At 59.3% G+C, this 20999-nt stretch carries 16 protein-coding genes and 1 tRNA gene; 3 read left to right on the top strand and 14 right to left on the bottom strand.

Going from position 1 to position 20999, the window contains the following annotated elements; genetic code table 11:
* Positions 1-14: 14 nt before the first annotated feature.
* The 5 genes from DDT93_RS05910 to DDT93_RS05890 all read right to left on the bottom strand — a co-directional run bounded on the left by DDT93_RS05910 (position 15) and on the right by DDT93_RS05890 (position 3148).
* Positions 15-464 (bottom strand): c-type cytochrome, encoded by a 450-nt coding sequence (locus tag DDT93_RS05910; RefSeq protein ID WP_232825382.1) that lies wholly within the window; start codon positions 462-464, stop codon positions 15-17.
* On the bottom strand, positions 440-871 hold the full coding sequence (locus DDT93_RS05905; protein ID WP_109464889.1) for a c-type cytochrome: 432 nt from the start codon (positions 869-871) through the stop codon (positions 440-442). Before DDT93_RS05905 ends, DDT93_RS05910 begins: the two co-directional genes overlap by 25 nt.
* A gap of 41 nt (positions 872-912) precedes the next feature.
* Positions 913-2292 (bottom strand): multicopper oxidase family protein, encoded by a 1380-nt coding sequence (locus DDT93_RS05900; protein WP_109464888.1) that lies wholly within the window; start codon positions 2290-2292, stop codon positions 913-915.
* Positions 2293-2305: 13 nt separating this feature from the next.
* The gene (locus tag DDT93_RS05895; RefSeq protein ID WP_109464887.1) at positions 2306-2746 is read right to left on the bottom strand and encodes a c-type cytochrome; all 441 of its coding nucleotides are present in this window, start codon (positions 2744-2746) and stop codon (positions 2306-2308) included.
* 78 nt (positions 2747-2824) lie between these two features.
* A complete protein-coding gene (locus DDT93_RS05890; protein WP_109464886.1) occupies positions 2825-3148 on the bottom strand; it encodes a hypothetical protein in 324 nt (107 codons plus the stop codon).
* Positions 3149-3320: 172 nt separating this feature from the next.
* On the opposite strand from DDT93_RS05890, the gene DDT93_RS05885 reads away from it, so the two are divergent.
* Positions 3321-3776: a DUF305 domain-containing protein gene (locus DDT93_RS05885; protein ID WP_109464885.1), complete on the top strand. Its 456-nt coding sequence runs from the start codon at positions 3321-3323 to the stop codon at positions 3774-3776.
* A gap of 32 nt (positions 3777-3808) precedes the next feature.
* Here the strand turns inward: DDT93_RS05885 and DDT93_RS05880 are convergent, their stop codons facing one another.
* The 7 genes from DDT93_RS05880 to DDT93_RS05840 all read right to left on the bottom strand — a co-directional run bounded on the left by DDT93_RS05880 (position 3809) and on the right by DDT93_RS05840 (position 12399).
* Entirely contained in the window at positions 3809-6271 is a 2463-nt protein-coding gene (locus DDT93_RS05880) for a heavy metal translocating P-type ATPase (RefSeq protein ID WP_109464884.1), read from the bottom strand.
* Between the two features lie 631 nt (positions 6272-6902).
* Positions 6903-7310 (bottom strand): hypothetical protein, encoded by a 408-nt coding sequence (locus DDT93_RS05875; RefSeq protein ID WP_109464883.1) that lies wholly within the window; start codon positions 7308-7310, stop codon positions 6903-6905.
* Positions 7311-7489: 179 nt separating this feature from the next.
* Positions 7490-7789: a hypothetical protein gene (locus DDT93_RS05870; RefSeq protein ID WP_109464882.1), complete on the bottom strand. Its 300-nt coding sequence runs from the start codon at positions 7787-7789 to the stop codon at positions 7490-7492.
* Positions 7790-8077: 288 nt separating this feature from the next.
* Positions 8078-8380 carry a hypothetical protein gene (locus DDT93_RS05860; protein ID WP_109464880.1) on the bottom strand — a complete coding sequence of 101 codons (303 nt, stop codon included), beginning with the start codon at positions 8378-8380 and terminating at the stop codon, positions 8078-8080.
* 111 nt (positions 8381-8491) lie between these two features.
* Complete coding sequence (locus tag DDT93_RS05855; protein ID WP_157960112.1) at positions 8492-9169, bottom strand: hypothetical protein; 678 nt, start codon at positions 9167-9169, stop codon at positions 8492-8494.
* Positions 9170-10318: 1149 nt separating this feature from the next.
* Positions 10319-11281 carry a LysR family transcriptional regulator gene (locus tag DDT93_RS05845; RefSeq protein ID WP_109464877.1) on the bottom strand — a complete coding sequence of 321 codons (963 nt, stop codon included), beginning with the start codon at positions 11279-11281 and terminating at the stop codon, positions 10319-10321.
* A 413-nt stretch (positions 11282-11694) separates the two neighbouring features.
* Positions 11695-12399 (bottom strand): Crp/Fnr family transcriptional regulator, encoded by a 705-nt coding sequence (locus DDT93_RS05840; RefSeq protein WP_198654793.1) that lies wholly within the window; start codon positions 12397-12399, stop codon positions 11695-11697.
* A gap of 156 nt (positions 12400-12555) precedes the next feature.
* On the opposite strand from DDT93_RS05840, the gene DDT93_RS05835 reads away from it, so the two are divergent.
* Both DDT93_RS05835 and DDT93_RS05830 read left to right on the top strand, forming a co-directional pair.
* Positions 12556-14889 carry a sulfatase-like hydrolase/transferase gene (locus DDT93_RS05835; protein WP_109464875.1) on the top strand — a complete coding sequence of 778 codons (2334 nt, stop codon included), beginning with the start codon at positions 12556-12558 and terminating at the stop codon, positions 14887-14889.
* 346 nt (positions 14890-15235) lie between these two features.
* The gene (locus tag DDT93_RS05830; protein ID WP_109464874.1) at positions 15236-16366 is read left to right on the top strand and encodes a DUF3800 domain-containing protein; all 1131 of its coding nucleotides are present in this window, start codon (positions 15236-15238) and stop codon (positions 16364-16366) included.
* A gap of 297 nt (positions 16367-16663) precedes the next feature.
* Here DDT93_RS05830 and DDT93_RS26430 read toward each other — a convergent pair whose 3' ends face one another.
* Together DDT93_RS26430 and DDT93_RS05820 are read right to left on the bottom strand one after the other, a co-directional pair.
* Positions 16664-20374: a hypothetical protein gene (locus tag DDT93_RS26430; protein WP_157960111.1), complete on the bottom strand. Its 3711-nt coding sequence runs from the start codon at positions 20372-20374 to the stop codon at positions 16664-16666.
* 447 nt (positions 20375-20821) lie between these two features.
* Positions 20822-20898: transfer RNA gene (locus DDT93_RS05820), tRNA-Ile, on the bottom strand.
* Positions 20899-20999: the final 101 nt, after the last annotated feature.

Genomic DNA, 20999 nt, shown 5'->3' with positions numbered 1-20999 from the left:
TCGCGGAACCTGCGTCAGCCCTCGGGATGTGATTGCAGCCGCTGGGCGGTCTTCGCACGCTCGGGCCAACTCGACCGGATGAAGGCCAGAATGTCGAGCGCATCGGCCTCGCTCAGAACCTCTCCGAAGGCGGGCATCCCGCTCCTGAACCCGGTGACGCCTCGCGTGGCCAGTGCCGCCTGTCCGCCCTTCAGGGTGTAGTCCAGCAGCACCCCTGTGGCATGGTGCCAGGTATGCCCGCTCTCGTCATGCGGAGGCGCCGGATAGGTTCCGTCCGGTCCGGGCGATCGCCAGTCCGGCTGCCCTTCGAGGACGGTACCGTGGCAGTTCGCGCAATATTCGGCGTAGAGCTTGGCCCCGGCAGCGAGTTCACGCCCCTCGAACCTGTGGTCCGCCTGCGCCGCCGTAGCGGCGCAGAGCGAGAAGGCCAGCGCGAGCCTCATTCGCGGAAGGTCGAATGACATGCACCACATGCTTTGCCAACCTGTTGCACCACCGACCGCAAGTCCGCTTCCGTTTCGACTGTTCCAGCGAGACCACTTGTAAGTGTTTCCAGCGTCGCGGCGTGGTCGGTGAAGGTGTCAAACTTCTCCCAGATTACCGGCAGCGCCTCAGATTTGGGGTCATCCGCTTCCGTCTCGAACAGCGACGGGATGTAGGAGGCCTCCTCCGACATCTTCCCGAGAGTTGTGTTGACCGCCGCGGCATCGAAGGTGGTTTCTCCCTTGGCCATACCGCCAATTAGTTTCATGTGCTTGGCCAGCGCCGACATGCCCATCATACGGTTCATCACGTCCGGGTCTTTCACTCCTCCGTGCGCAAAGGCTGCGGTTCCGGCGAGGATCAGCCCAAGGGCAATGTATTTCTTCATTCTCGGTTTCCTTCCTGTGGAGATAGATGGTTCAGGGCGCATCACGCGACTTCGATCCAAGAAATCATGCCCGCGGCGGCATGGGCGAGCATGTGGCAGTGGAGCAGCCACTTGCCGGGATTGTCGGCGACAAAGGCAATCTCGAGCGGCTCGTCGGGCAAACTGAGGATCGTGTCGCGCATCGGGCCAAAGCTGCCGTCCGGGTGCACCTCGCGAAAGTGCATCCCATGAAGATGCATGGCGTGCGGGAAGACGGTGGCGTTGGTCAGTTTGAGCCGCACGGACTCGCCGCGCTCAAGACGGGCGAAGGGCGTGTCGCTCATCCCGCTCTGACCGGAGAGAGCCCAGAACTGGCCGCGCCCGGCAAGCTCCCGAAATCCCATGTCCTTGCCCTCGAACCGGGCCGATGCCATGCCTGCCATCGCGCCGCCCTCCATCACCATTTCAAGCCGACGTGCTGTTTCAAGTGACGGCAGTTCCACGCGCGGGTTGGGCGGTAGGGGAACGGGAACCCCGCGCACCACGGAGGCGGCACCGCTTTCGACGGGCATCCGCACCAGCACCTGCCAGCTGTCATCGTCGCCAAGGTGCAGCAGCCCGGCTTCCGCGCCGGCCTCAGCGACCACATCGACTATCAGGTCCACGCGTTGCGCTGGGGCAAGGGTCAGCTCACCCTCGACGGCTTCCGGCGCGGGGAGTGGCATCCCATCCAGCGCAACAGTCCAGCCCGTCAGTTCATGCAAGCGCAAGATGAAGACCCGCGCGTTTGCCCCATTGATCAGGCGCAGGCGCAGCCGCTCTTTTGGGCGCGTTGCCACAACTGGGTCATAGGTCCCGTTCGCACCAAGCAGATTACCCATTCGCCCCGCGTGGCTCAGGCTCATAGGGTGATTGAATGGCTCCATGAACTGCGCATCCTCGGGGTTGAGCAGCCAGTCGTCGAACAGTATCACCTCGTCCCGATCTACCTCGGGAGGCTCCGCTTCCTCGACAATCAACGCCCCTGCCAACCCACGGGCCACCTGCTCCATCGAGTTAGTGTGGGCGTGATACCAGTAGGTTCCGGCGTCCGGCACCGCGAAGTCATAGTCGAAGGTCTCCCCGGGCGGCACCGGGTCCTGCGTCAGGCCCGCCACGCCGTCCATTGCGTTGTCAATGCGGATGCCGTGCCAATGGATCGAGGTCGGCACCGGCAGCGCGTTCACCAATTGTCGGGTCACGCGCCCACCCTGTGGCACGCGCAGAACCGGGCCGGGCAATTGGCCATCGTAGGCCCAGACCGCGGTGGCGGGATAGGAGACGGGCGCAAGCTGAGCAGTCGAAACCCGAGCGGTCAGCGTAGCCGCCTCTTGGGCGCTCAAGGGGAGTGCCGCCAGCCCTGCGGTTCCGACTGTGCCAGCGCAGAATGCTCGGCGGGTCATTTCTCCTGCCATCTCACTCGATCCCATTTGCGCGTTGAAGCTCGCGCACATAGGCTGCGATATTGCCGACATCTGCTTTGGTCAGCCCTGTCTGGGGCGGCATGTCGCCAAAGTTCCAATGATGTGATCGAACACCGTTCTGGACGGCTATCATGAAGGCCATGTCGGCATGGTGAGACGGCTCGTAAATCTTGTGCACCAGCGGCGGGCCAAACCCCATCTTTCCGGTCGCATTCTCTCCGTGGCAGGCCGCGCATTTGGCGTCAAACGCATGCTGGCCGATCTTGGCCTGGTCGCTCAGAGACCCAGGAATCGAGATCGAGACGATGGGGTCTCCCTCTGCGGGTTCTTTGGCGGCTGTCGGGTTGGAAGTGCCCTCAGGGGCTCGGCTAAGATAATAGGCGCCGCCAGCAAGGGCGAGGGCTGCAACAGCAGCCGGGATCAACTTGTTCATGGGTCTGTCCTGTCGCACGACGATCAGGTCGTGCCGTTCATCTTCGAAGGTTGCCCCTCGGCGAAATCAAAGCTGACCTCAGGCGCGCGGCGGCGGGATGTCCAAGCCGACAGAAATCGAGGCGGGAAGCTGTGGCTCGCCCTGATGAACGACGGTCGCCACCAGTTTGGCGGGTTGCAGGACTGTTTCCGCGACCGGAAGGAAGGTGCCAATGCAGCCGGTGCCATGTTGGCAATCATGCATCGATCCCTGCTGGTCCAAAGCAGGGATGCCGAGCTCAGGGCACTGAGGGCAGGCTTGCGATATTGATGTCTCGTGGTGCGAAACATGCGCCTTTGCCGCCCCGGGCATCACTGCCCAAGCCGTCAGGACCAGCATCAATATCACGAGAATCCGCTGCACGATTCCTCCGTTTATGCCTGCAACTATGCCGTTGCATCACTGCGCGGGTCAATGCGTGTGCGGGCGCCTTGGCGAACTCGAACGGTGCGACGTTGGCCGAAGCGTTCAAGGTGCCGTGAAACTTTCGTGAGGAACCTCGGTTGAGTCCCTGCAACAGGAAGGACCCAAGCCAATGTCATACGGACGCTTCGCCGCAATGATCGCTACATCAACGGTCATCATGTTCGGCCTCATGTACCTCAACACATACGCCCTCAATCACATCTTCTTCTCCGAAACACGGGCCTACATGGCGCTCCTGATGGGGGCTGTGATGGCCGTGATCATGCTCGCCTTCATGCTTTCTATGTATAGGAACCCCACGGCGAATATCGCCATCTTCGCCGGAGCCATCCTCGTCTTCGCCGCCTCGCTCTTTCTCGTGCGGTCGCAGGAGACAGTCGATGATGTCAGCTACATGCGCGCCATGATCCCGCACCATTCGATTGCCATCATGACCTCGCGCCGTGCCCATATCAGCGACCCGCGCGTGCGGGAATTGGCTGACGGCATCATCCAGGCCCAGGTCAAGGAGATCGCAGAGATGAAGGCGCTGATCGCAGACCTCGAGGCGAGGGAGGCGGACTGAGGTTCGTCTCCCTCATTCCGCCTTACCGCCGGTTACAACTTCTGCGCCCGCAGCCTCAGGGCGTTGCCGATGACCGACACGGAGGAGAGGCTCATCGCGGCGGCCGCCACGATGGGCGACAGCAAGACGCCAAGGAACGGGTATAGGATACCGGCCGCAAGTGGCACACCCGCCGTGTTGTAGACGAAGGCAAAGAACAGGTTCTGGCGGATATTGCGCATGGTCGCTTCCGCCAACCGCCGCGCTCGGACGATGCCGCCGAGGTCACCCTTCACCAGCGTGATGCCTGCACTTTCCACGGCAACATCGGCCCCGGTGCCCATTGCGATACCCACGTCTGCCTCGGCCAGCGCCGGAGCGTCGTTCACCCCGTCACCGGCCATGGCTACCGAAAGGCCCTCGCCCTTCAGCCGGCGCACCAGCGCGTTCTTGTCCTCCGGGCTGACCTGCGCGTGAACCTCGTCGATACCCAGTTCCTTCGCCACCGCCTGCGCTGTCGCCGTGGCATCGCCAGTCGCCATGATGATCCGCAAGCCCAGTTCATGCAGGGCGCGGATCGCATCGGGCGTCGTTTCCTTGACCCGGTCCGCAACCGCCACCAGACCTGCGGGTGCACCGTCCACGGCCAAGAACATCGCCGTCTTCCCCTCGGCCTGGAGCGCCTCGGCCCGTTCCGCCATCGCGCCACTATCGACGCCGAGATCTTCCATCAGCGCGAGATTCCCGAGAGCGACCTTGCGTCCATCTACACTGCCGGTCACGCCCTTTCCTGTGATTGCCTCAAAATCCGTAGACACTTTCCTCGGCGCCTTCCGCGCCTCGGCACCTGCGACGATCGCCTCGGCGAGGGGATGCTCAGACCCGCGTTCCAGCGCGGCGGCCAGGGACAACAAGGCCGCCTCGTCGAACCCGTCGGCGGGTTCAGCATCGGTCAGCGTCGGCTTCCCCTCTGTCAGGGTGCCCGTCTTGTCGACGATGAGCGCGTCTACCTTGGAGAACCGTTCCAAGGCCTCGGCGTCACGGATCAACACACCTGCGTTCGCGCCACGTCCGGTCGCGACCATGATCGACATGGGCGTGGCGAGCCCGAGGGCGCAGGGGCAGGCAATGATCAGGACCGAAACCGCCGCAACGAAAGCATAGCTGAGCGCCGGTGACGGGCCGAAGATCCACCAGGTTGCAAAGGCCAGCAGTGCGCAAATGACCACCGCAGGCACGAAGTATCCGGCGACGTGGTCCGCCATGGCCTGGATCGGAGCGCGTGACCGCTGGGCGGAGGCGACCATCCTCACGATCCGGCTCAGCATCATATCGTCGCCGACATTCTGTGCCTCCATCAAGAAGCTGCCGGATTTATTCAGGGTGCCGCCGGTCACTTCGTCGCCCGCAACCTTCTCGACCGGCACTGGCTCGCCCGTGATCATGCTTTCGTCGACCGACGAGCGTCCTTCCGTAACGGTCCCATCCACTGGCACACTCTCACCAGGGCGGACGCGCAAGATGTCACCGGAGCGCAATTGGTCCAGTTCAACGTCTTCTTCCGTGTCGCCGGTCACGCGGCGCGCCGTCTTGGGCGCAAGGTCGAGCAGGGCCCGGATGGCATCACCCGTGCGCTCCCGCGCTGCCAGCTCCATGACTTGCCCAATCAGCACCAGCACGAGGATCACCGCCGTTGCCTCGAAATAGACCGGCGTCATTCCCATGCCATCCGCCATCTGGTCGGGCAGCAGCCCGGGCGCGAGGAGCGAGACGATGGAAAACACGTAGGCCGCACCAGTCCCGAGCGCGATCAGGGTCCACATGTTCGGCGAACGGTTCACGATCGAGGCCCAACCCCGCTTGAAGAACGGCCTACAGACCCAGACCACGGGCGTCGCCAGCGCGAATTGAACCCAGCCGAAGATCCCATGGCCGATCCAGTTTGCGATAGGGATACCAATGTGGGCACCCATTTCGAGAATGAAGATCGCGAGCGCGAGAGGTGCTGTGATCCAAAGCCGTTGTTTGAAATCGACGAACTCCGGGTTCGGTCCGCTGTCGGCCGAAGGTGTCATTGGCTCAAGAGCCATTCCACACTTCGGGCAGTCCCCTGGGTGATCTTGGATGATCTCGGGGTGCATCGGACAGGTATACTTGGTGCCTTCTGGCATGGGTTCGGAAACTGGTATGTCGTCAAGATACGACTCCGGCCCCGCTTCGAATTTTGACTGGCACCGCTCGGAGCAGAAATAGAACCGCTGCCCAGTATGCTTGGTCATGTGTTCGGCGTTGGCCCGTGCAACCGACATGCCGCACACGGGGTCCTTCGCAATGAGATAGTCATCTGGGTGAGAGAGAAATTTGGTTCGGCATCCTTCAGAGCAGAAATGGTAGATGTGACCGTCATGCTCGGCGGTCGGCTTTCCGAGCGCGGGGTCAACGGTCATCCCGCAGACCGGATCGCGTAGGCCCTGCCTGCGTGAATGTTCTTGGGAAGGTGTGTCCGAGTTTGCCATGGCTCGCTTGCTCCTTTGGGGGCGAAGGATAGGCCATGTATATGGGGCTTCCAGTCGATGGAAGGTCAAGGGGGGGGGAGATTGATTTCTGGACTTATGGTCTGACGCTACGCCTGGAACCAAACGGCTCCTTGTTCAAGTGACGAGTCTAGAATGCTCCAGAACATGGTGCCTGAAGGCGTACGGAGTAGACATTTGCTGCGGCATACCAATGCGACGTGGGGCGGAAAGCGATCCCCTTTTTGCGATGTGACTTGACAGCACTCAGACGCAAAAAAAACGGTCGTCGGCCAAGTCGCATCGGAATGTCAGCTAAGCGAAGGAAACGGACATGGTTCTTAGAAGATCAAGCGCCGCGTCACCCGCCGCGTTTGGCCCAAAGCCGCCTAACGCGGACTTGCAATCTCCTGTGCAACGAAGGTGCGGGTCGACCATTTGAAAGTTGAAATTGGCCACGACCGCGGGAGCACTACTGTCGCGCATCTTTTCGAGAGGGCATATCGCGCACTTTGTGCAGAGTGGGGATCACTTGCTCGAGACAATCAGGCAATGCGCAGCTTGGGAAGCCTTCCGCAGGGGCCGTGTTTCGCGAGCTCGTCCCGAGTAAGTGAAACGGTCGTGCCTGAGTACTTTACTGGATATTGACGTGCAGAGCGTATCCGACGGTTTTCTCGGAATCCTTGTCGTTTCCCATGAGGTAAACCCGCAGTGTATAAGTCCCATCGGACGGCAGCTGAACCTCTGCCGTCTGCTCCGCTTCCATATTGCCGATCCAAATTGCTTCGCCACTGCTGCCAGGAGGAAGAATATTAAAGTAGGCCGTTCCGTCGCCGTTGCTGTCTGTGACCTCTAGCGACGCGATCAGCAGCTGACCGGCCCGAGCCCCGAGGTGATAGTCAAAATAGTCGTCGCCGCGAACTGCGCCGTTCAAGGTGGCGCCGCTCGTTCCCGGGGCGAAATGAACTTCGGAGACCTCTTGTGCCTGGGCGGGATGGACAAGCACAGAAAGAGCGAGCCCGAAAGCGAGAATGAGTTTCATTTAGGGGAACCTCCAATTTCGAGATGGGTAATCTCAATCAGCATGAAATCGCGACGTGGCAACGCTTCTCGGCGGATGAAACAAACGCGACCTATTCGTTTCGGATGATTGCACCGGTGGGGACCGGCCCACTGCGAGGGTATGAATGTCGTTGACTGCATACCGTCTAATGGCATCCATCAGGCTCCTTGGCCTAGCTTTGACATAAATGCCGCGCACTGGTCGGCACTTCCAGCTGTGTCCGCTTCGGACAACTCGTCCATTTGGGCGCCCAGATCTGCGGCTGCGCGTGACAGGACCTGATCCACCTGCTCGGGCGTCATGATCCCTTCCTTCTGTGCGGCTTGTACCGTGGCGCATATGCCGGTGGCCAATCCAGTCGCCACCCCTGCGCCCATCATGCCGCCGCCAGCCAGTGTCACGCCACCAACGCCGCCGATGATCAGGCCTATGAGTAATCCAATGATGAGTTTGAGCATGTATGCTCCCCCTTGGTTCACGCTGTGCGAGATCCGACCGCTCGGCAGATCACCCAGACAATCAATATGTTGAGCAGTGGCGCAGCCACCGCGAGCCAAGGGCCAGTCCGGTCGGGCACCTCGTCGGCCAGAAGAACCCAGGGAACCCCCAGCGGGACGAGGTAGACACCGGCCAGTGGGCCCGAGGGACTGCCGAACAATCCCAATGTGCCGATTACGAACAGCCCGAGAGCGAGCACGTAAGCGATGATCAGAACCCAGAGGACGATGCGGCAGAGCTTCATCGGATCAGCAGGCACTCGAGGGCAGCATGGTCACCGAGGAATACCTGCCGTCCGACGTGACGATCTCGGCGCAGGCCCCGGTGGATGGATTGTACCACCATGTGGTCAGCCCCCGTGTCCTTGCCGGTTGGAAGCCGAGCGCTTGGATGCCCATTTCGGCCTGTCCTCCCTTGGCGCCCTGAAAGGCGGTAAGGTCCGAGCTGCTTCCGACAGAGGGCGTGCCCGCGATGGTGGTGGTCGTGGTCGTTTCGCAGGCGGCAAGGCCGGAAACGAAAAAGGCGGCTGCGGCAAGTTTCTGATAGGTCATTGCTGCAATTTCCTTGTGTTCTGCCCCTGAAATCTGCATCGGCGAGTACCGAGCGGCAAAGGCGGGCTTGGTCGTGCGCGGTGCCGACCCGCACCGCTTCACGGGTGATAGTCATTCGATCTGAAAGAAGATCTCGAAGGGCACGGTTTGATCACTCCGGTTGATGACCTCGACTATATGTTCGCCGGATTGCCAAAGCTGGCCACGATACTCCTGGTTGGTCGAGATCGCATCGAGTAGGGCGCTGCCGTCGGGATTGAGAATTCTGTACTCAAGGGATCGGCCTTGCGGGGAGACTCTGGTTGTCAGGAACTGGTCCTTATTGGCCCCAAGCACGTAGCGCACCGTGCTGTTCGGCGGAAGTTGGGCCGGGAACTGGAAGGAACTCGACCCCGCCGGGAAGCGGACCTTCTCGGTCGAAGTCGATGGACCGGCACCCGCCGTGGCGCCGCCGTTTCCGGCGTGTGGCGTATCCCCGTTCCGGGCAAAGGCCGGCCAGGATTTCCCGTCAGCGTAGAAATCGACCATGGTGTCGCCAGACGCATTGAACGAGCATTGGAAATCCTTCGATTGGTTTTCCAGGTAGATCGTGCCGTTGACCGCGTGGGTGCCATCGGTGCGCTGGCCTTCGTACTTGGTTTCGGATCGCGCATTGCCTTCCTGATAGAAGCCTTGCGATGCCGACATGCAGTATTCTGTCATGTAGTTTGGAGATTGCGCGGCTGTGACGCTTCCAAGAGCGCCAGCGAACGCGCCAGCGGCCGCTAGCATCAAGGCGAGGTGTTTCATAACAGTCTCGATTCCTTACTAGAAATGCGGTCATGGTTGATAGCTTGCGGACAGCACATAACGTAGAAGTGGCATTCAATGCTCGACCACTTGGAATTGCGGTCTTTCGATTGGCCACTCCGGTGATAAGAAATGATGCCGAAGGGAATGCAGATCGAGGTGCGCTAGAGAGTGCCCTCGTTCGTCAAGGAAGTGATGTCAGCGGTGGAGCCGTCAGAATACCCGATGCAGCTCCACTGAGCACGGTTTTCTCCAACGCCTACGATTACTTTAGTGCCGGCCTCGGAGTATTCAGACGATAGGAGCACGACGTCCGGATTGTTGGTCGTTTGGGTTACGCCGCGGAGGCATCCCTGTTCTGCCAGGGACGGCGTGCCGCTGGAGGCGGTTCCTCCAGTTGTTTCGCACCCGGCGATCGCGAATACGGCTGGTAATCCAAAGATGAAAGCACGCCATGAGATTGTCTTTGTCATTGTGGTCCTCCTGTAATTTTCAATGCACCCTGTGGACCGCCAATTTATGACGGCAAGCCAACGGGGATCGTCTGTGGGCTTTTGTGAGTTCTGGTTCGGAAGTGTCCTGGCGCAATGCTCTGATCCTCTTGCTGCTCGCTCGCGTAAGCCTGCCAAGTTCAACAAGCCCAGGTCGGCACGGCGCAGTGAAGTAGACCTTGGAACTCGTCGACCACGCTGGAGACGACAGTCGACCAATTTGAGTTCTCTTCGGATGAGCTCCTGATCGGAGCAGGGTAGTCGGTCTATCTGTTGACGAGGGCCTGGTCTGTCCCGGAAGCGAGGACTGTCCACCCGAAAGATACTTGCTCAAAATTCTCATGGCGCGCGTTCCGGTAATTGAACGCGGCGCTGCAGTGACCCTAGTGTACCGCGGAAGATTGTGCAGTCATTCACGAGACAAAACATCGGCACTCCACGGATATTTCTGGGCAATGACAATGACCCGACGTTCATCGGTCAATGCCGAAAGCAAAAGAAATTACACTAACAATCAGTTGCTTGCGGGCACCTCTACTTCAACGCAACTAGCTAACAAGGTGGCGAAAACTCGTAACGCGAAAGCGCCCGCGGTACGATGTTGGAGCAGCGCAAAACGGCAGACAAGTGAGACTTTCGAAGAAGAGTTGAGATAATCTCAGTTGTCACCCGCCGAACCAAGCTCTGGCTTGCGGTCAAGGCCGCAGCGTCCCTTCGGTGCTCCATTGGGCTGGTCGTGGCGCACGGCCCGGCGCAACCATCCCACTACCGCCTGAATCTCGCGGTCGTTCTTGCGCGCATCCTTGAAGCACAGGCGATAGACTCTGCCCTCATTGTTGAAGCTGGCCTCACCGATGCGAATGAGATGACCATCCTCAATCGCGGCGGCGGCCACAAAATCTGGGATCAGGGCGACGCCGAGGCCCGCCTTGGCTGTTTCCAGAGCCAGAATGTAGTGTGAACAGCGCAGCCAGCCGGACGTGTTTGGAACCTGGGCGAAGGCGCCAGTCTGACCGACGAACTCATGCCAATCCGCTCCGAGATCATCGTCATCCGTGTTCGTGGTTATCAGCGGCAGGTTGGCCAATTGTTCATTAGCGGCTACGAGCGGAGAAGCCACCATGATCGCCCTTTCATGGAACAGATCGATCGATGCGTAACCCGGGGTAACCTTTTGCGCGGTGACGATACAATCTGCAGAAGCGTTCGTGAGTTCCGGGTCCTGACCGTAGAGGCGAAGTTCCACGTCAATTTCAGGATGAAGATCGCGGAATACGCCCAACTGCGGGGCCAGCCAGAATGGCCCGAAAGCCGAACAGGCCGCAATCCTTACGACTGGCCTGTCTTCACCTGTGACCTTTGCGATCGAGGTATCGAGCAGGTTGAATGCAGTCGACAGCCTTTGAGCAAGCATCTGACCAGCGTTTGTCAATTTAAGGGTCCTGCCTGACTTTGCAAACAGGTCCTCACCCAGCGTCCTCTTCAGATCGGAAAGCTGGTGGCTCACCGCACTCGGTGACACCCCCAACTCCTTCGCAGCAGCCGAAATCGAGTTAAGCCTAGCTGTTGCCTCGAAGTATTGGAGGCGTCGAAGGATGCTTGCGTCGCGGCGTTTGGGCATAGATGTAATGAGCGCCCAAACGAGTCTACCTTGTCAAGATAATTGGGCTTTGCCGGTGTCGCGCCAATCCCTGCATCAGAGAGGTAGGCGGTGCGGGAATATCCCTCCGCGCTTCCCGAGCCAGCGCATTCGCGCAACCCGGCATTAATCTTCACTCAACGATTGGCCGACCTTCACCCTTGTTGACCTTGACTGTTGTCATGCTGCGCTTCGCATGGATGACCGGAAAGCGCAGGTAGCGGACATGGCAACCGGGAGGTCGGCGCCCGGTCTGACTGACGCAACCGGCCCAAGCCGGCCCTTCGCGCAAGGCGCAGCGAAAGTCGGCTTCGGGCCCAATTGCGACATTCAAGCAAAGCGAAATAGAGCGCAGAAGCGCGGCGGCCTCGATTCCATAATGAACGCTCGGTGGATCATCTTGAGCCGCGGCTCAGACCAGCCTCCATCATTCTCGACAGCTGGATCGGGTTGTAAGTGATCGAGCCATAGGCCCCGCGCCTGATCAACCCGTCGCCCTCGAGAGCGCGAAACGCCGGTCCGATGCTGTTTCGCGATAGGCCCGACATCTCGCCAAGGTCCTGTTGCGAACAGGGGATCGAGATGTCGGCCTCATAGAGCATCTCCGGCCCAGCGAGCCGCACGAGCGTGCTGACAAGCTTGGTTCGGGCATCGCCCTTGAGCAGCGAGGCGGCGTACATGAGCGCGTTGTCGAGATGGAGCACGGTCATTTGGGCGAGCAGTCGCCAAATGATCGGGAAGACCTCTTCAAGCTCCTCCAGGCGCCGCAGCGAGACATAGCAGACCCGTAGGTCTGTCCGGGCCCGGATTTCGACGCGACGGGGAGAGCCGGTAACCGCGGCGGCCTCTCCGACCCACCAGCCGGGACGCGCGATATGGGCGAGGACCGGCGGCTCGTATCCCGAGGCGGTCATGACGTCGGCGAACCCCTCGGCGATGCCGTAAACCCCTCCGGGCGGATCACCCAGCGAGTAGAGCCGGTCGCCACGCGAGACGGAACGCAACTCAGAGATTTCCATCCAGGCATTGCGGAACGGCTCAGGCTGCGCCGCCAGCCAGCCGCGTCGGTGGAAAATCGCCCCCGGCTCGCCTCTCGACATGAAAAATCCCAACATGATGCACAGTATTGAGCAAGTTAGCAGCGGTCACTGTGGTAATCAATTGCGCGACGTGGTGCCTAGCGCGCTTCAATTTTGATCGATCTTCTTTTCAAGAAACCAACGTCAATCGCAGACGTTGAAGTCAAAGGTGCTGATATGAATAGATTTTTCATTGCGGTTGCCGTGGTGGCGCTGGCGAGCCAGGCCCACGCCCAGGACTGGCCCGACCGCAGCAAGCTGCCGGTTCCGCTGGCACCCTTCGAGGGCACCATCGGCGAGACCTACGAGGACTCGGAGGCAGATTGGCAGGAACCCGTCGCCGCCCCCGAGGGCGCGCCCAACGTCATCGTCATCCTGCTCGACGATGTGGGGTTCGGCCAGACCTCGACCTTCGGCGGGCTGATCCCCACCCCGGCGCTCGACCAGCTGGCGGCCGAGGGGCTGCGCTACACCCGCTTTCACACCACCGCCATCTGCGGCCCCTCGCGCGCCGCGCTGCTTACGGGGCGCAACCACCACAGCACCGGCAACGGCTTCCTGATGGAATGGGCCACCGGCTTCCCCAGCTACTCGACCATGCTGCCGAAGGAGACCGCGACCATCGCCGAGATCCTCAAGGACAACGGCTATGCCACCTGGTGGTTCGGCAAGAACCACAACACCCCCGACTGGGAGCAGACCGTCACCGGCCCGTTCGACCGCTGGCCAACCGGCATGGGCTTTGACTACTTCTACGGCTTCAACTCGGGCGAGACGCACCAGTACTACCCGGTGCTCTTCGAGAACACCGTCCCGGTCGAGCCCGACAAAACGCCCGAAGAGGGCTATCACCTGATGACCGACATGACCGACCGCGCCATCGCGCGGATGAAGTTCGCCAAGTCGGTCGCGCCGGGCAAGCCCTTCTTCATGTATTTCGCCCCCGGCGCCATGCACGCGCCGCACCATGTCACCGCCGAGTGGCGCCAGCAGTTCGACGGCGCCTTCGACATGGGCTGGGAGGAGTACCGCAACCAGGTCTTCGCCAAGCAGCAGGAGATGGGGCTTCTCCCCGAGGGCACCGAGCTGACCCCGCGCCCCGAGTGGGTGCCCGCCTGGGACACGCTCAGCGACGTGCAGAAGGAGGTCTATGACGACCTCATGGAGAATTTCGCCGGCTACTTCGCCTTCACCGACCACGAGGTCGGGCGGCTGCTCGACGCGGTGAAGGAACTGCCCGACGCCGAGAACACCATGGTGGTCTACATCGTCGGCGACAACGGCGCCTCGTCCGAGGGCGGGCCGGATGGCACGCTCAACGAGATCATGAACCTCAACGGCATCCCCTCGGACCTCGAGGACATCAAGGCCAACATCGACAAGCTCGGTGGGCCGGAGTCCGAGCCGCATTACCCGGTCGGCTGGGCCTGGGCGGGCAACACGCCCTTCCAGTGGGTCAAGCAGGTGGCCTCGCACCTCGGCGGCACGCGCAACCCGATGGTGATCAGCTGGCCCGCGAAAATTCAGCATGACGACGCGCCGCGCACCGCCTTCCTGCACCTTGTCGACGTGGTGCCGACCATCCTCGAGGCGGCGCATATCCCCATGCCCGACAGCGTCAACGGCATCGACCAGAAACCGCTCGAGGGCGAGAGCTTCCTCGCCAGCTTCACCGACCCCGAGTTCAAGGGCCGCACCCAGCAGTATTTCGAGGTCTTCTCGAACCGCTCGATGTACGCCGACGGCTGGAAGGCCAACGCCCAGCATACCTTCCCCTGGCGGCAGGATTACGCGCCGGGCAACTGGGACCAGGACAAGTGGGAGCTCTACAACCTCGACGAGGATTTCTCCGAGGCCAACGACCTTGCCGCCGAGAACCCAGAGAAGCTGGAGGAGCTCAAGGCGATGCTCGACGAGGCCTTCGAGAAATATGGCGTGCTGCCGCTCGATGATCGCGGCTCGGCCCGGCTTGCCATCGCCAAGCCGCCGGTGCCGGGCGCGGTCGAGGGCAACAAGACCTTCACCTACTACGAGGGCGCGATCCGCATCGCCGAGCCCGCCGCGCCGCCGATGAAGAACCGCTCGTGGACGCTGACCGCCAAGGTCGAGACCGAGGGCGCGGCAACCGAGGGCGTGATCATGGGCTTCGGCGGCGTCGCCGCGGGCATGGTGCTCTACGTCGACGGCGGGGTGCCGATCTTCGACTACAACCTCTTCGAGAAGCACACCGAGGTGAAGGGCAGCGAGCCGCTGCCCGAGGGCGAGGCCGAGATCACCCTCGATTTCGCTTACCAGGGCGCCGAGGGTGAGGCCGGCAAAGGGGCCGAGATCACCCTGTCGGTCAATGGCACCGAGGTTGCGACAGGGTCGATGGAGTCGACCGTCGCGGGCCGCTTCGGCATCGACACCTTTGGCATCGGCGAGGACAGCGGCCAGCCGGTCACCTCGGCCTACGAGCCGCCGTTCGAATTCACCGGCGGCATCGAGAGCGTGGTCATTGAGGTGCAGTAACGCGCGAAGAACTCAATTCGGGCCGTTCGCTGTAGCGCGGCGAACGGCAGAAAGTGCGCATTGCAGTCGTCGAGCATGTCTGCAGCGAACGGCCGGAACCCGCCCTTAGTGACCACGCTCGGTCGAATGCTGCGCCTTGCACCAATGTCGTGGAAGGGCGGGAAGCTGCAGTTCGCTGCACGCGCGAAAGCACCCTTGCCTCAACGCCGAAGCGGACATTCCGCCAGGATCATCCCGCTGAGCCGTAGGTGATCTACACAGAGGTCGGAAAGCGGACTTGGCTGTCGGGGCATTGACCGCGAGATATACGGTGGCACATAGTATGCTCAATTCGCCGGGAAAAATCATGTATTATTATGTCGATGAAAGCGGAAATACAGGGTTACATCTATTCGACCCTGCCCAGCCACTGCTCTATTATGGGGTTCTCGGGGCCCGCGCCAATCTGGATGTGATTTCCGCCCCGCTGTTACGGACGCTTAGAAAAGAGCTTGGAGTGAAGCGAATTCACGCCAATGAGCTTGGCGTCGCAAAGCTGACGACAATTGCTGAACGACTTGAGAAATTTAGCAAGAAGAACGATCTTCGGTTTTCGATCTTCACGGTCGACAAGAAAGATCATGCAATCATTAGCTATTTCGACCAAGTCTTCGATGCAGGCTTGAATGATGCAGTCGCGTGGAATCATTATTGGACTCCGTTGCGTTACCCCTTGCTCTTCAAAGTTGCGCACCTGTTCGATGAGGACATCGCCAAAGCTGCGTGGAAGGCGAGACTGGAGAAAAACACTGCACGCTGTGCCAAGATGCTTCAGGATGTCCACAGACGGCTACTCGCCAACATCAAAATGCTGCCTGATGCCCGCTCGCGGGAACTCATAGACGGTGCCATCCGCTGGGCAGATGCAAATCCCGACGAGATCAGTTACGGCGTGGGCAACTATGATACCTCGTTACAGATCTCCCCCAATTTGGTCGGCTTCCAATCGGTCCTTTACGGAATCGGCAGGGAGTCAACGGCCATGCGGCAGAAAGTGCATAAGATTACTGTCGACCGTCAGACTGAGTTTAATAAAGCGCAAGCGGAGTTGGCAGAAATTTACCAGAAGCTGCGCGGCCATAAGTCCAGCCTCGGCCCTGGCATGCCCGACTTCGATTACTCGACGCTCCCGGAGATTCCACCTGAATACAAACCTGGCGATGAAAGTGCTGGGCTCGAGCTTGTCGATGTCACGCTCTGGACCGCGAAGAGGATGCGCGAGGGTAAGCCCGTGTCGGACGAGCTGAAAAGCCTATTCTTTTGGCAAACACGGCGCGGACATACCGATGAGGTCTCACTTGCTGCACTCGATCGCCGCTGGCGGTTCCTGGCCGACCTCCCGCTGCCGGGACCAGAGAATCCGATATCGCCGGAGGTCCAAGCTGCCGTCGAAGAGATGGAACGCAAGCGCCGAGCGGCGGTAGCTTCCCTCAGATGAAGCGAAAGGTCTGCTATCTGCATACTGCGCCTGAAATGGTAGAGACAGCCCTTCCACGACATTCATGCCCCACCAACCTACGACACGAAGGGCGGTTTCCGGAATTCCGCCGCAGGTCCGAACGCACGCCAGCCCCACTACGGAAGCTGACATTCAACAAAATAACGGAGTCGATCGACACTAAACAGTTACTGGCCGAACGCGGGCTAATCTGCGGATGCAAAGTAGTCAATCGCATCTTGCGCCGGACGCCCATACGCAGGAGCCTCTCCGGATTAGCCAATTTGCAACGCGCTACTAACCCAATCGATCCGAAAGCGCACCAATTTGCTCGATCGTTCCCGTCCATAGCTGTTCGCGCATACGATCAACCGCGAATTGCATCGGCACGGTGTTAGAAAATACTAGGCCAGCTCCGATTTCCGGATCCTTAAGGCGAGTGAAGTTCGAAAACGCGTCAATGTTTTGCCGAGCTAACGCCCAACGTCTCAAGTGTTTTGCGAGGCGATCAGGCCTTCCTTTGTCATCAACCTCACCTCTGAACTTGGAGAGTTGCTTTGCAATCTCGCTTGCCGTTTTGGCGAACTGGAGGTGCTTGCATTCCAGAAGCATAACGCACCCTGCCTCATTCCATGCAAGCACATCGATGTCTCCGGGATCTTCGTCTGGGTGGCGCCCAAGAATTTCGCCGAACTTGATGCCTCTTCTGACGGACCAACCGAAGTCCGTGAGCTTTGATGCAACCTCCTCCTCAAATTCTGTACCGTTCGCGTTTGAAACTTTGTCGGCCCAACGGCGCATCTTGCGGGAGGCCAGCCGAGACGGCTCATAGTAACCTTCATACATATTGTGGACCGTTGCCGACAGGCTTTCTCTGATCATCCCTGGTGCCACGAGCACGTTTGCATCAGCGCCCAGTCCGAGCCTCACAATAGGTCGCCTCGCGATAGAAAGACGACGCTTGAAACGCCATGGCTGCCGATCTGCATCATCGTAGCCTTGCGGCACCGATTTCCAATGCTCTCTCGGCACGCTCTCGAGCATTTCTAATACCTTGGGAGCGCCCTCCGTCTCAAGAAGAGCAATCAATTTGGGTCTAGGAAGGATAATCCACGATTGCTCTTGCTGCGCACAAAGATTCTCAAGCTCATCCATAGTTGATCGGTACGCCCAGAAACTTGCGCCGAACTCTTCTGCCCAAGCTATCTCGAAATCGTTGTCTATCTTCCCGTTTTGACTCTCATCGGCCAATTCGGGTTCTCGAAGTGAAATGCTATAGGACATTCGCTCTCGATCAACCTGCCGATCGGTGAAAGCTCTGCCGACCGGCTCCATAATCCCATCAAAGAAGGTGACGTCGATCTGAACCTCTCCCGCAGGCGAGATACGTAACTCTGGCTTCATCGCCCCATACTGGATGGCGTCCGAATATCCGCCAAGATGTACGATCATCATCACCCTCGCCATGAGCCGAGAAAGGTCGATATCGCCCACCTCCAATCCACCTTTTTCGGGGCAATGGTGAAGACCGATCTCAATGAGCAGGCGGCAAGCCAACGACACCCCGTTCAAGCCAAACAGGGTCTCCGCGATTTCAGACCGCACTGCGGCCTCGTTGTCAGACAAAGCAATGATTGCACCGGAGGTCTTCTTCCATCGCCGAGCATCGATTGCCGCTGCCTCATGGTTTCGGACTGCTGCTTCAATCAATCCTTGCCGGCTAAAAGACGACAGGTCTTCACAAAGATCGTCCTCCGCGGCGGCCGTGATTTTGTTCAGAGCATCCGTACAGGCCTCTACGCCATAGACTCGGCCCCCGGGGCGCTCGACACCGCTCCAACCGAGCCCGATCCGTATTGCAGCATCTTGCATGGAACTGATTTCTATGACGCGCCGATCGAATGTATCTCGCATGTGATCGCGGAAGTCTTGTGGAGCGAATGCATGCAGTTGTCGAGCATCAGGCGATGACACGATCCTACCCGTGATCGTCGGCAACTCACTCTCTTCCCTACCGGTAAGGCGCAGAGCGCCGAGCACGAAAGCCTCGACGAGAGTAGCTTCTGCGACATTGCTATCATTGGACAAGCCCAGCCAAAACTCAGGTGCGACAGTTGTTGTGATTACCCCCTGTGGGGCGCACTGCAGGTGGATTGATGCCCTAATGTCGTCCGAGCCCGCTGGGACAAGGTCGGCAGAAGGAGTCGGCGGCTGGGGGTCGATCTTAAGGTCCCACAAAAGGAGATCTGGCAGTTCAGGAATGGCCTCATCAAGCACGGGGGCTATTCTCTGAATCCATGTTCGAAGTGCTTCGAAGCTTCTGTAGCAGGGCGAAAGATTATTTTTCGATCGCGGACGGGTCTCAACCCACCAAGTTCTCTCACGTTTAATCCAGACCGCGCGGAATCGTCTATTTCGTGCGTCCTCCATTGATCTGTAGAGGTGGCAAACGCCCCCTGGAGAACGTGCTCCACTGCCTGCTTTTCGTACTGCGGCGAATTTGCCGTCAGGCGTGAGCACGATGCGCCGATCATGGCGTTGATGATGCTCCACTCTTAGCTGCAGCTGCCCGTTCGTCCGGCCCACGATTAATCCACCGGACATCCCGTCAGGCAGGTCGTTGTGCGGTATTAGGTGGCCACCATTCCTAATAGAATCCCCGACCTGCGCGAGAAGGCCATTAATGTGGGGCATTTCAAACCCTTTGGAGTTGAGATCAAGCTCGGTCATTGAAAGGCGCAACAGATCGAACATGGAGAAGTCTGTGCGCCAACCAAGCACTTCAGCGTCGTATGCGCTTGCAGCCTCTACAAACCAATGGTCACTGCGATCAGGCAACTCAACCATTTGACCGCGACCAAAGCCACAGAAGATCACAAAGGTGAGGCCTGCCTTGAAATTCGCGGACCCTTCGCATCGCTCTCGTGCAGACCGGATCGCCTCCGCCAGCTTAATCTGTGCTTTCGCGCCATTCTGCGAAGTCCCCATCAGGCCATCCTGTTCAAAACCTGAGAGATCGTCAGCGACGATAACGACTTGCACCCAATATCCCGGATCAATTTCGACGGGCGGTCTCGGGACAACTGGATCAAGTGTCAAGGGTGATGGCCTCATCCCGATACTATCGATCATGGGCGTTTCAAGCATTTGATTTGCGATTATCGAGAGGTGCTGCATCCGAAAGAGCTGCTCTCCAGCAGGCCCAAGTGACCGACAAAAATCTATCACAAGGCTGCGGATGGCCGGCCCAATCGCAGTCGGAAGCGCCACAACAATATTTTCATCGTGGTAAAAAAGCGGTTTGCGGAAAAGCGCGCTATCTCCCGCGTACGTCCCCAACACATTGGAATGCTCAGGGGCCAGGACAAAGCCGCCCAAGGCCGCCATTGTAATGTCCAATGCACTAAGTTCCGCTTCCGAGAATCTGACCCAACTCGATAGCGTCCGAACCGGAGGGAGGTCGGTCGGCGGGACGCGCTTCCGTATAGGGTTTTCGGCCCCAACCTCGAAGGCGACAAGTCCAGCACGTTCGCACATTGCATCCGAAAGAATGAGGCATGCCTGACACGCATCCTTTAGTTCACGGAATGTTTCTGGCATGTTTTCGACAATTTTCATTAAGACTTGGAGGTGGAAGCATCCGCCCTCACTCAGTCCTTCCAAAACACGGTAGTTTCCACCGTCGTAAGTGACACGTCCCAAGAAGACATCCTCGGCAGGATCTTCATGGTGGCCGACTACCTTCCCCGCAGCCGCAAGCCACTTCGACAAATCACGTTGACGAGGTGGCTTGTCCCCAGCGCAAGTCGACACCACGGCATGGGCCAGCATTTCTAATCTATAGGTGGAAGCCTGCATGGCTGGACAGAGCATGAGACCGCCAATGGCCTGTGCTGCGACACCTCGATCAAAGCCAACGAGCTGTTTCGCAAATCTAATCACGCCGTTTTGACTGCCGGCCTGCATTACTTTCTGAGCCGCCAGAAAATCAAATGAAGAACTTGCCATACGCTGCACTTTCAAAATGTGGTCGAACAGATATCATGTTGTGCCATGTAACTTGTAGCTGTGGGAATAGATCAAGCAGCCTGCCTTTCCGGTTTCTTGGCTGGAAGTGAACAGAGTAAATTCTAACTCTACATGTGAAATGCCCTGGACGTCTCCTGCTCCGCAATGACCGGTTCGACGACGCTGCACTGCAACAAAAATGTGGACACCGAAAGTCCGGAGAGGGCCGGGAGCGTCATATTGCTCCGCTTACATGGTTACGCCGTCCGTCCCAGCAAGGAGAGCTTAGTCGGCAACCCAGCTTCGAACGATCTAGTTTCCCGGGGGAAGTGCAGGGCGCATGGATGCGTGTGACACTTTGTGTGTAAGTCATTGAAAATCAATGCGTAGAGTTCGGCTCGGCGAGTGACAGTACCGCTTTGATTTTGTTTGATTTTTCGGCGGAAATGGTAGGCCCGGCAGGACTTGAACCCGCAACCAAAGCGTTATGAGCGCTCTGCTCTAACCAATTGAGCTACAGGCCCGCCTGCGAAACTGACTACGCAAGCGGACAGGGACGGTCAAGCGGCGCTTGCAATCATGCGCGGGGAGTACTCTTTTCCCCCGCAGGGCAAGTAGGAGTCGG

Origin of the sequence: Albibacillus kandeliae, assembly GCF_003116585.1 — a bacterium.
In the GTDB taxonomy this organism is placed as follows: Bacteria; Pseudomonadota; Alphaproteobacteria; order Rhodobacterales; family Rhodobacteraceae; genus Albibacillus; species Albibacillus kandeliae.
Note: the sequence above shows the minus strand (reverse complement) of the source record. Positions and strands in the feature narration are given on the sequence as shown.

Coding starts and splice junctions, on each gene's coding strand:
- DDT93_RS05835 (WP_109464875.1), top strand. CDS start 12,556: ATGAATAGATTTTTCATTGCGGTTGCCGTGGTGGCGCTGGCGAGCCAG.
- DDT93_RS05860 (WP_109464880.1), bottom strand. CDS start 8,380: ATGACCTATCAGAAACTTGCCGCAGCCGCCTTTTTCGTTTCCGGCCTT.
- DDT93_RS05855 (WP_157960112.1), bottom strand. CDS start 9,169: ATGAAACACCTCGCCTTGATGCTAGCGGCCGCTGGCGCGTTCGCTGGC.
- DDT93_RS05875 (WP_109464883.1), bottom strand. CDS start 7,310: ATGAAACTCATTCTCGCTTTCGGGCTCGCTCTTTCTGTGCTTGTCCAT.
- DDT93_RS05830 (WP_109464874.1), top strand. CDS start 15,236: ATGTATTATTATGTCGATGAAAGCGGAAATACAGGGTTACATCTATTC.
- DDT93_RS05840 (WP_198654793.1), bottom strand. CDS start 12,399: ATGTCGAGAGGCGAGCCGGGGGCGATTTTCCACCGACGCGGCTGGCTG.
- DDT93_RS05885 (WP_109464885.1), top strand. CDS start 3,321: ATGTCATACGGACGCTTCGCCGCAATGATCGCTACATCAACGGTCATC.
- DDT93_RS05845 (WP_109464877.1), bottom strand. CDS start 11,281: ATGCCCAAACGCCGCGACGCAAGCATCCTTCGACGCCTCCAATACTTC.
- DDT93_RS05880 (WP_109464884.1), bottom strand. CDS start 6,271: ATGGCAAACTCGGACACACCTTCCCAAGAACATTCACGCAGGCAGGGC.
- DDT93_RS05870 (WP_109464882.1), bottom strand. CDS start 7,789: ATGCTCAAACTCATCATTGGATTACTCATAGGCCTGATCATCGGCGGC.
- DDT93_RS05910 (WP_232825382.1), bottom strand. CDS start 464: ATGTCATTCGACCTTCCGCGAATGAGGCTCGCGCTGGCCTTCTCGCTC.
- DDT93_RS05895 (WP_109464887.1), bottom strand. CDS start 2,746: ATGAACAAGTTGATCCCGGCTGCTGTTGCAGCCCTCGCCCTTGCTGGC.
- DDT93_RS26430 (WP_157960111.1), bottom strand. CDS start 20,374: ATGGCAAGTTCTTCATTTGATTTTCTGGCGGCTCAGAAAGTAATGCAG.
- DDT93_RS05905 (WP_109464889.1), bottom strand. CDS start 871: ATGAAGAAATACATTGCCCTTGGGCTGATCCTCGCCGGAACCGCAGCC.
- DDT93_RS05900 (WP_109464888.1), bottom strand. CDS start 2,292: ATGACCCGCCGAGCATTCTGCGCTGGCACAGTCGGAACCGCAGGGCTG.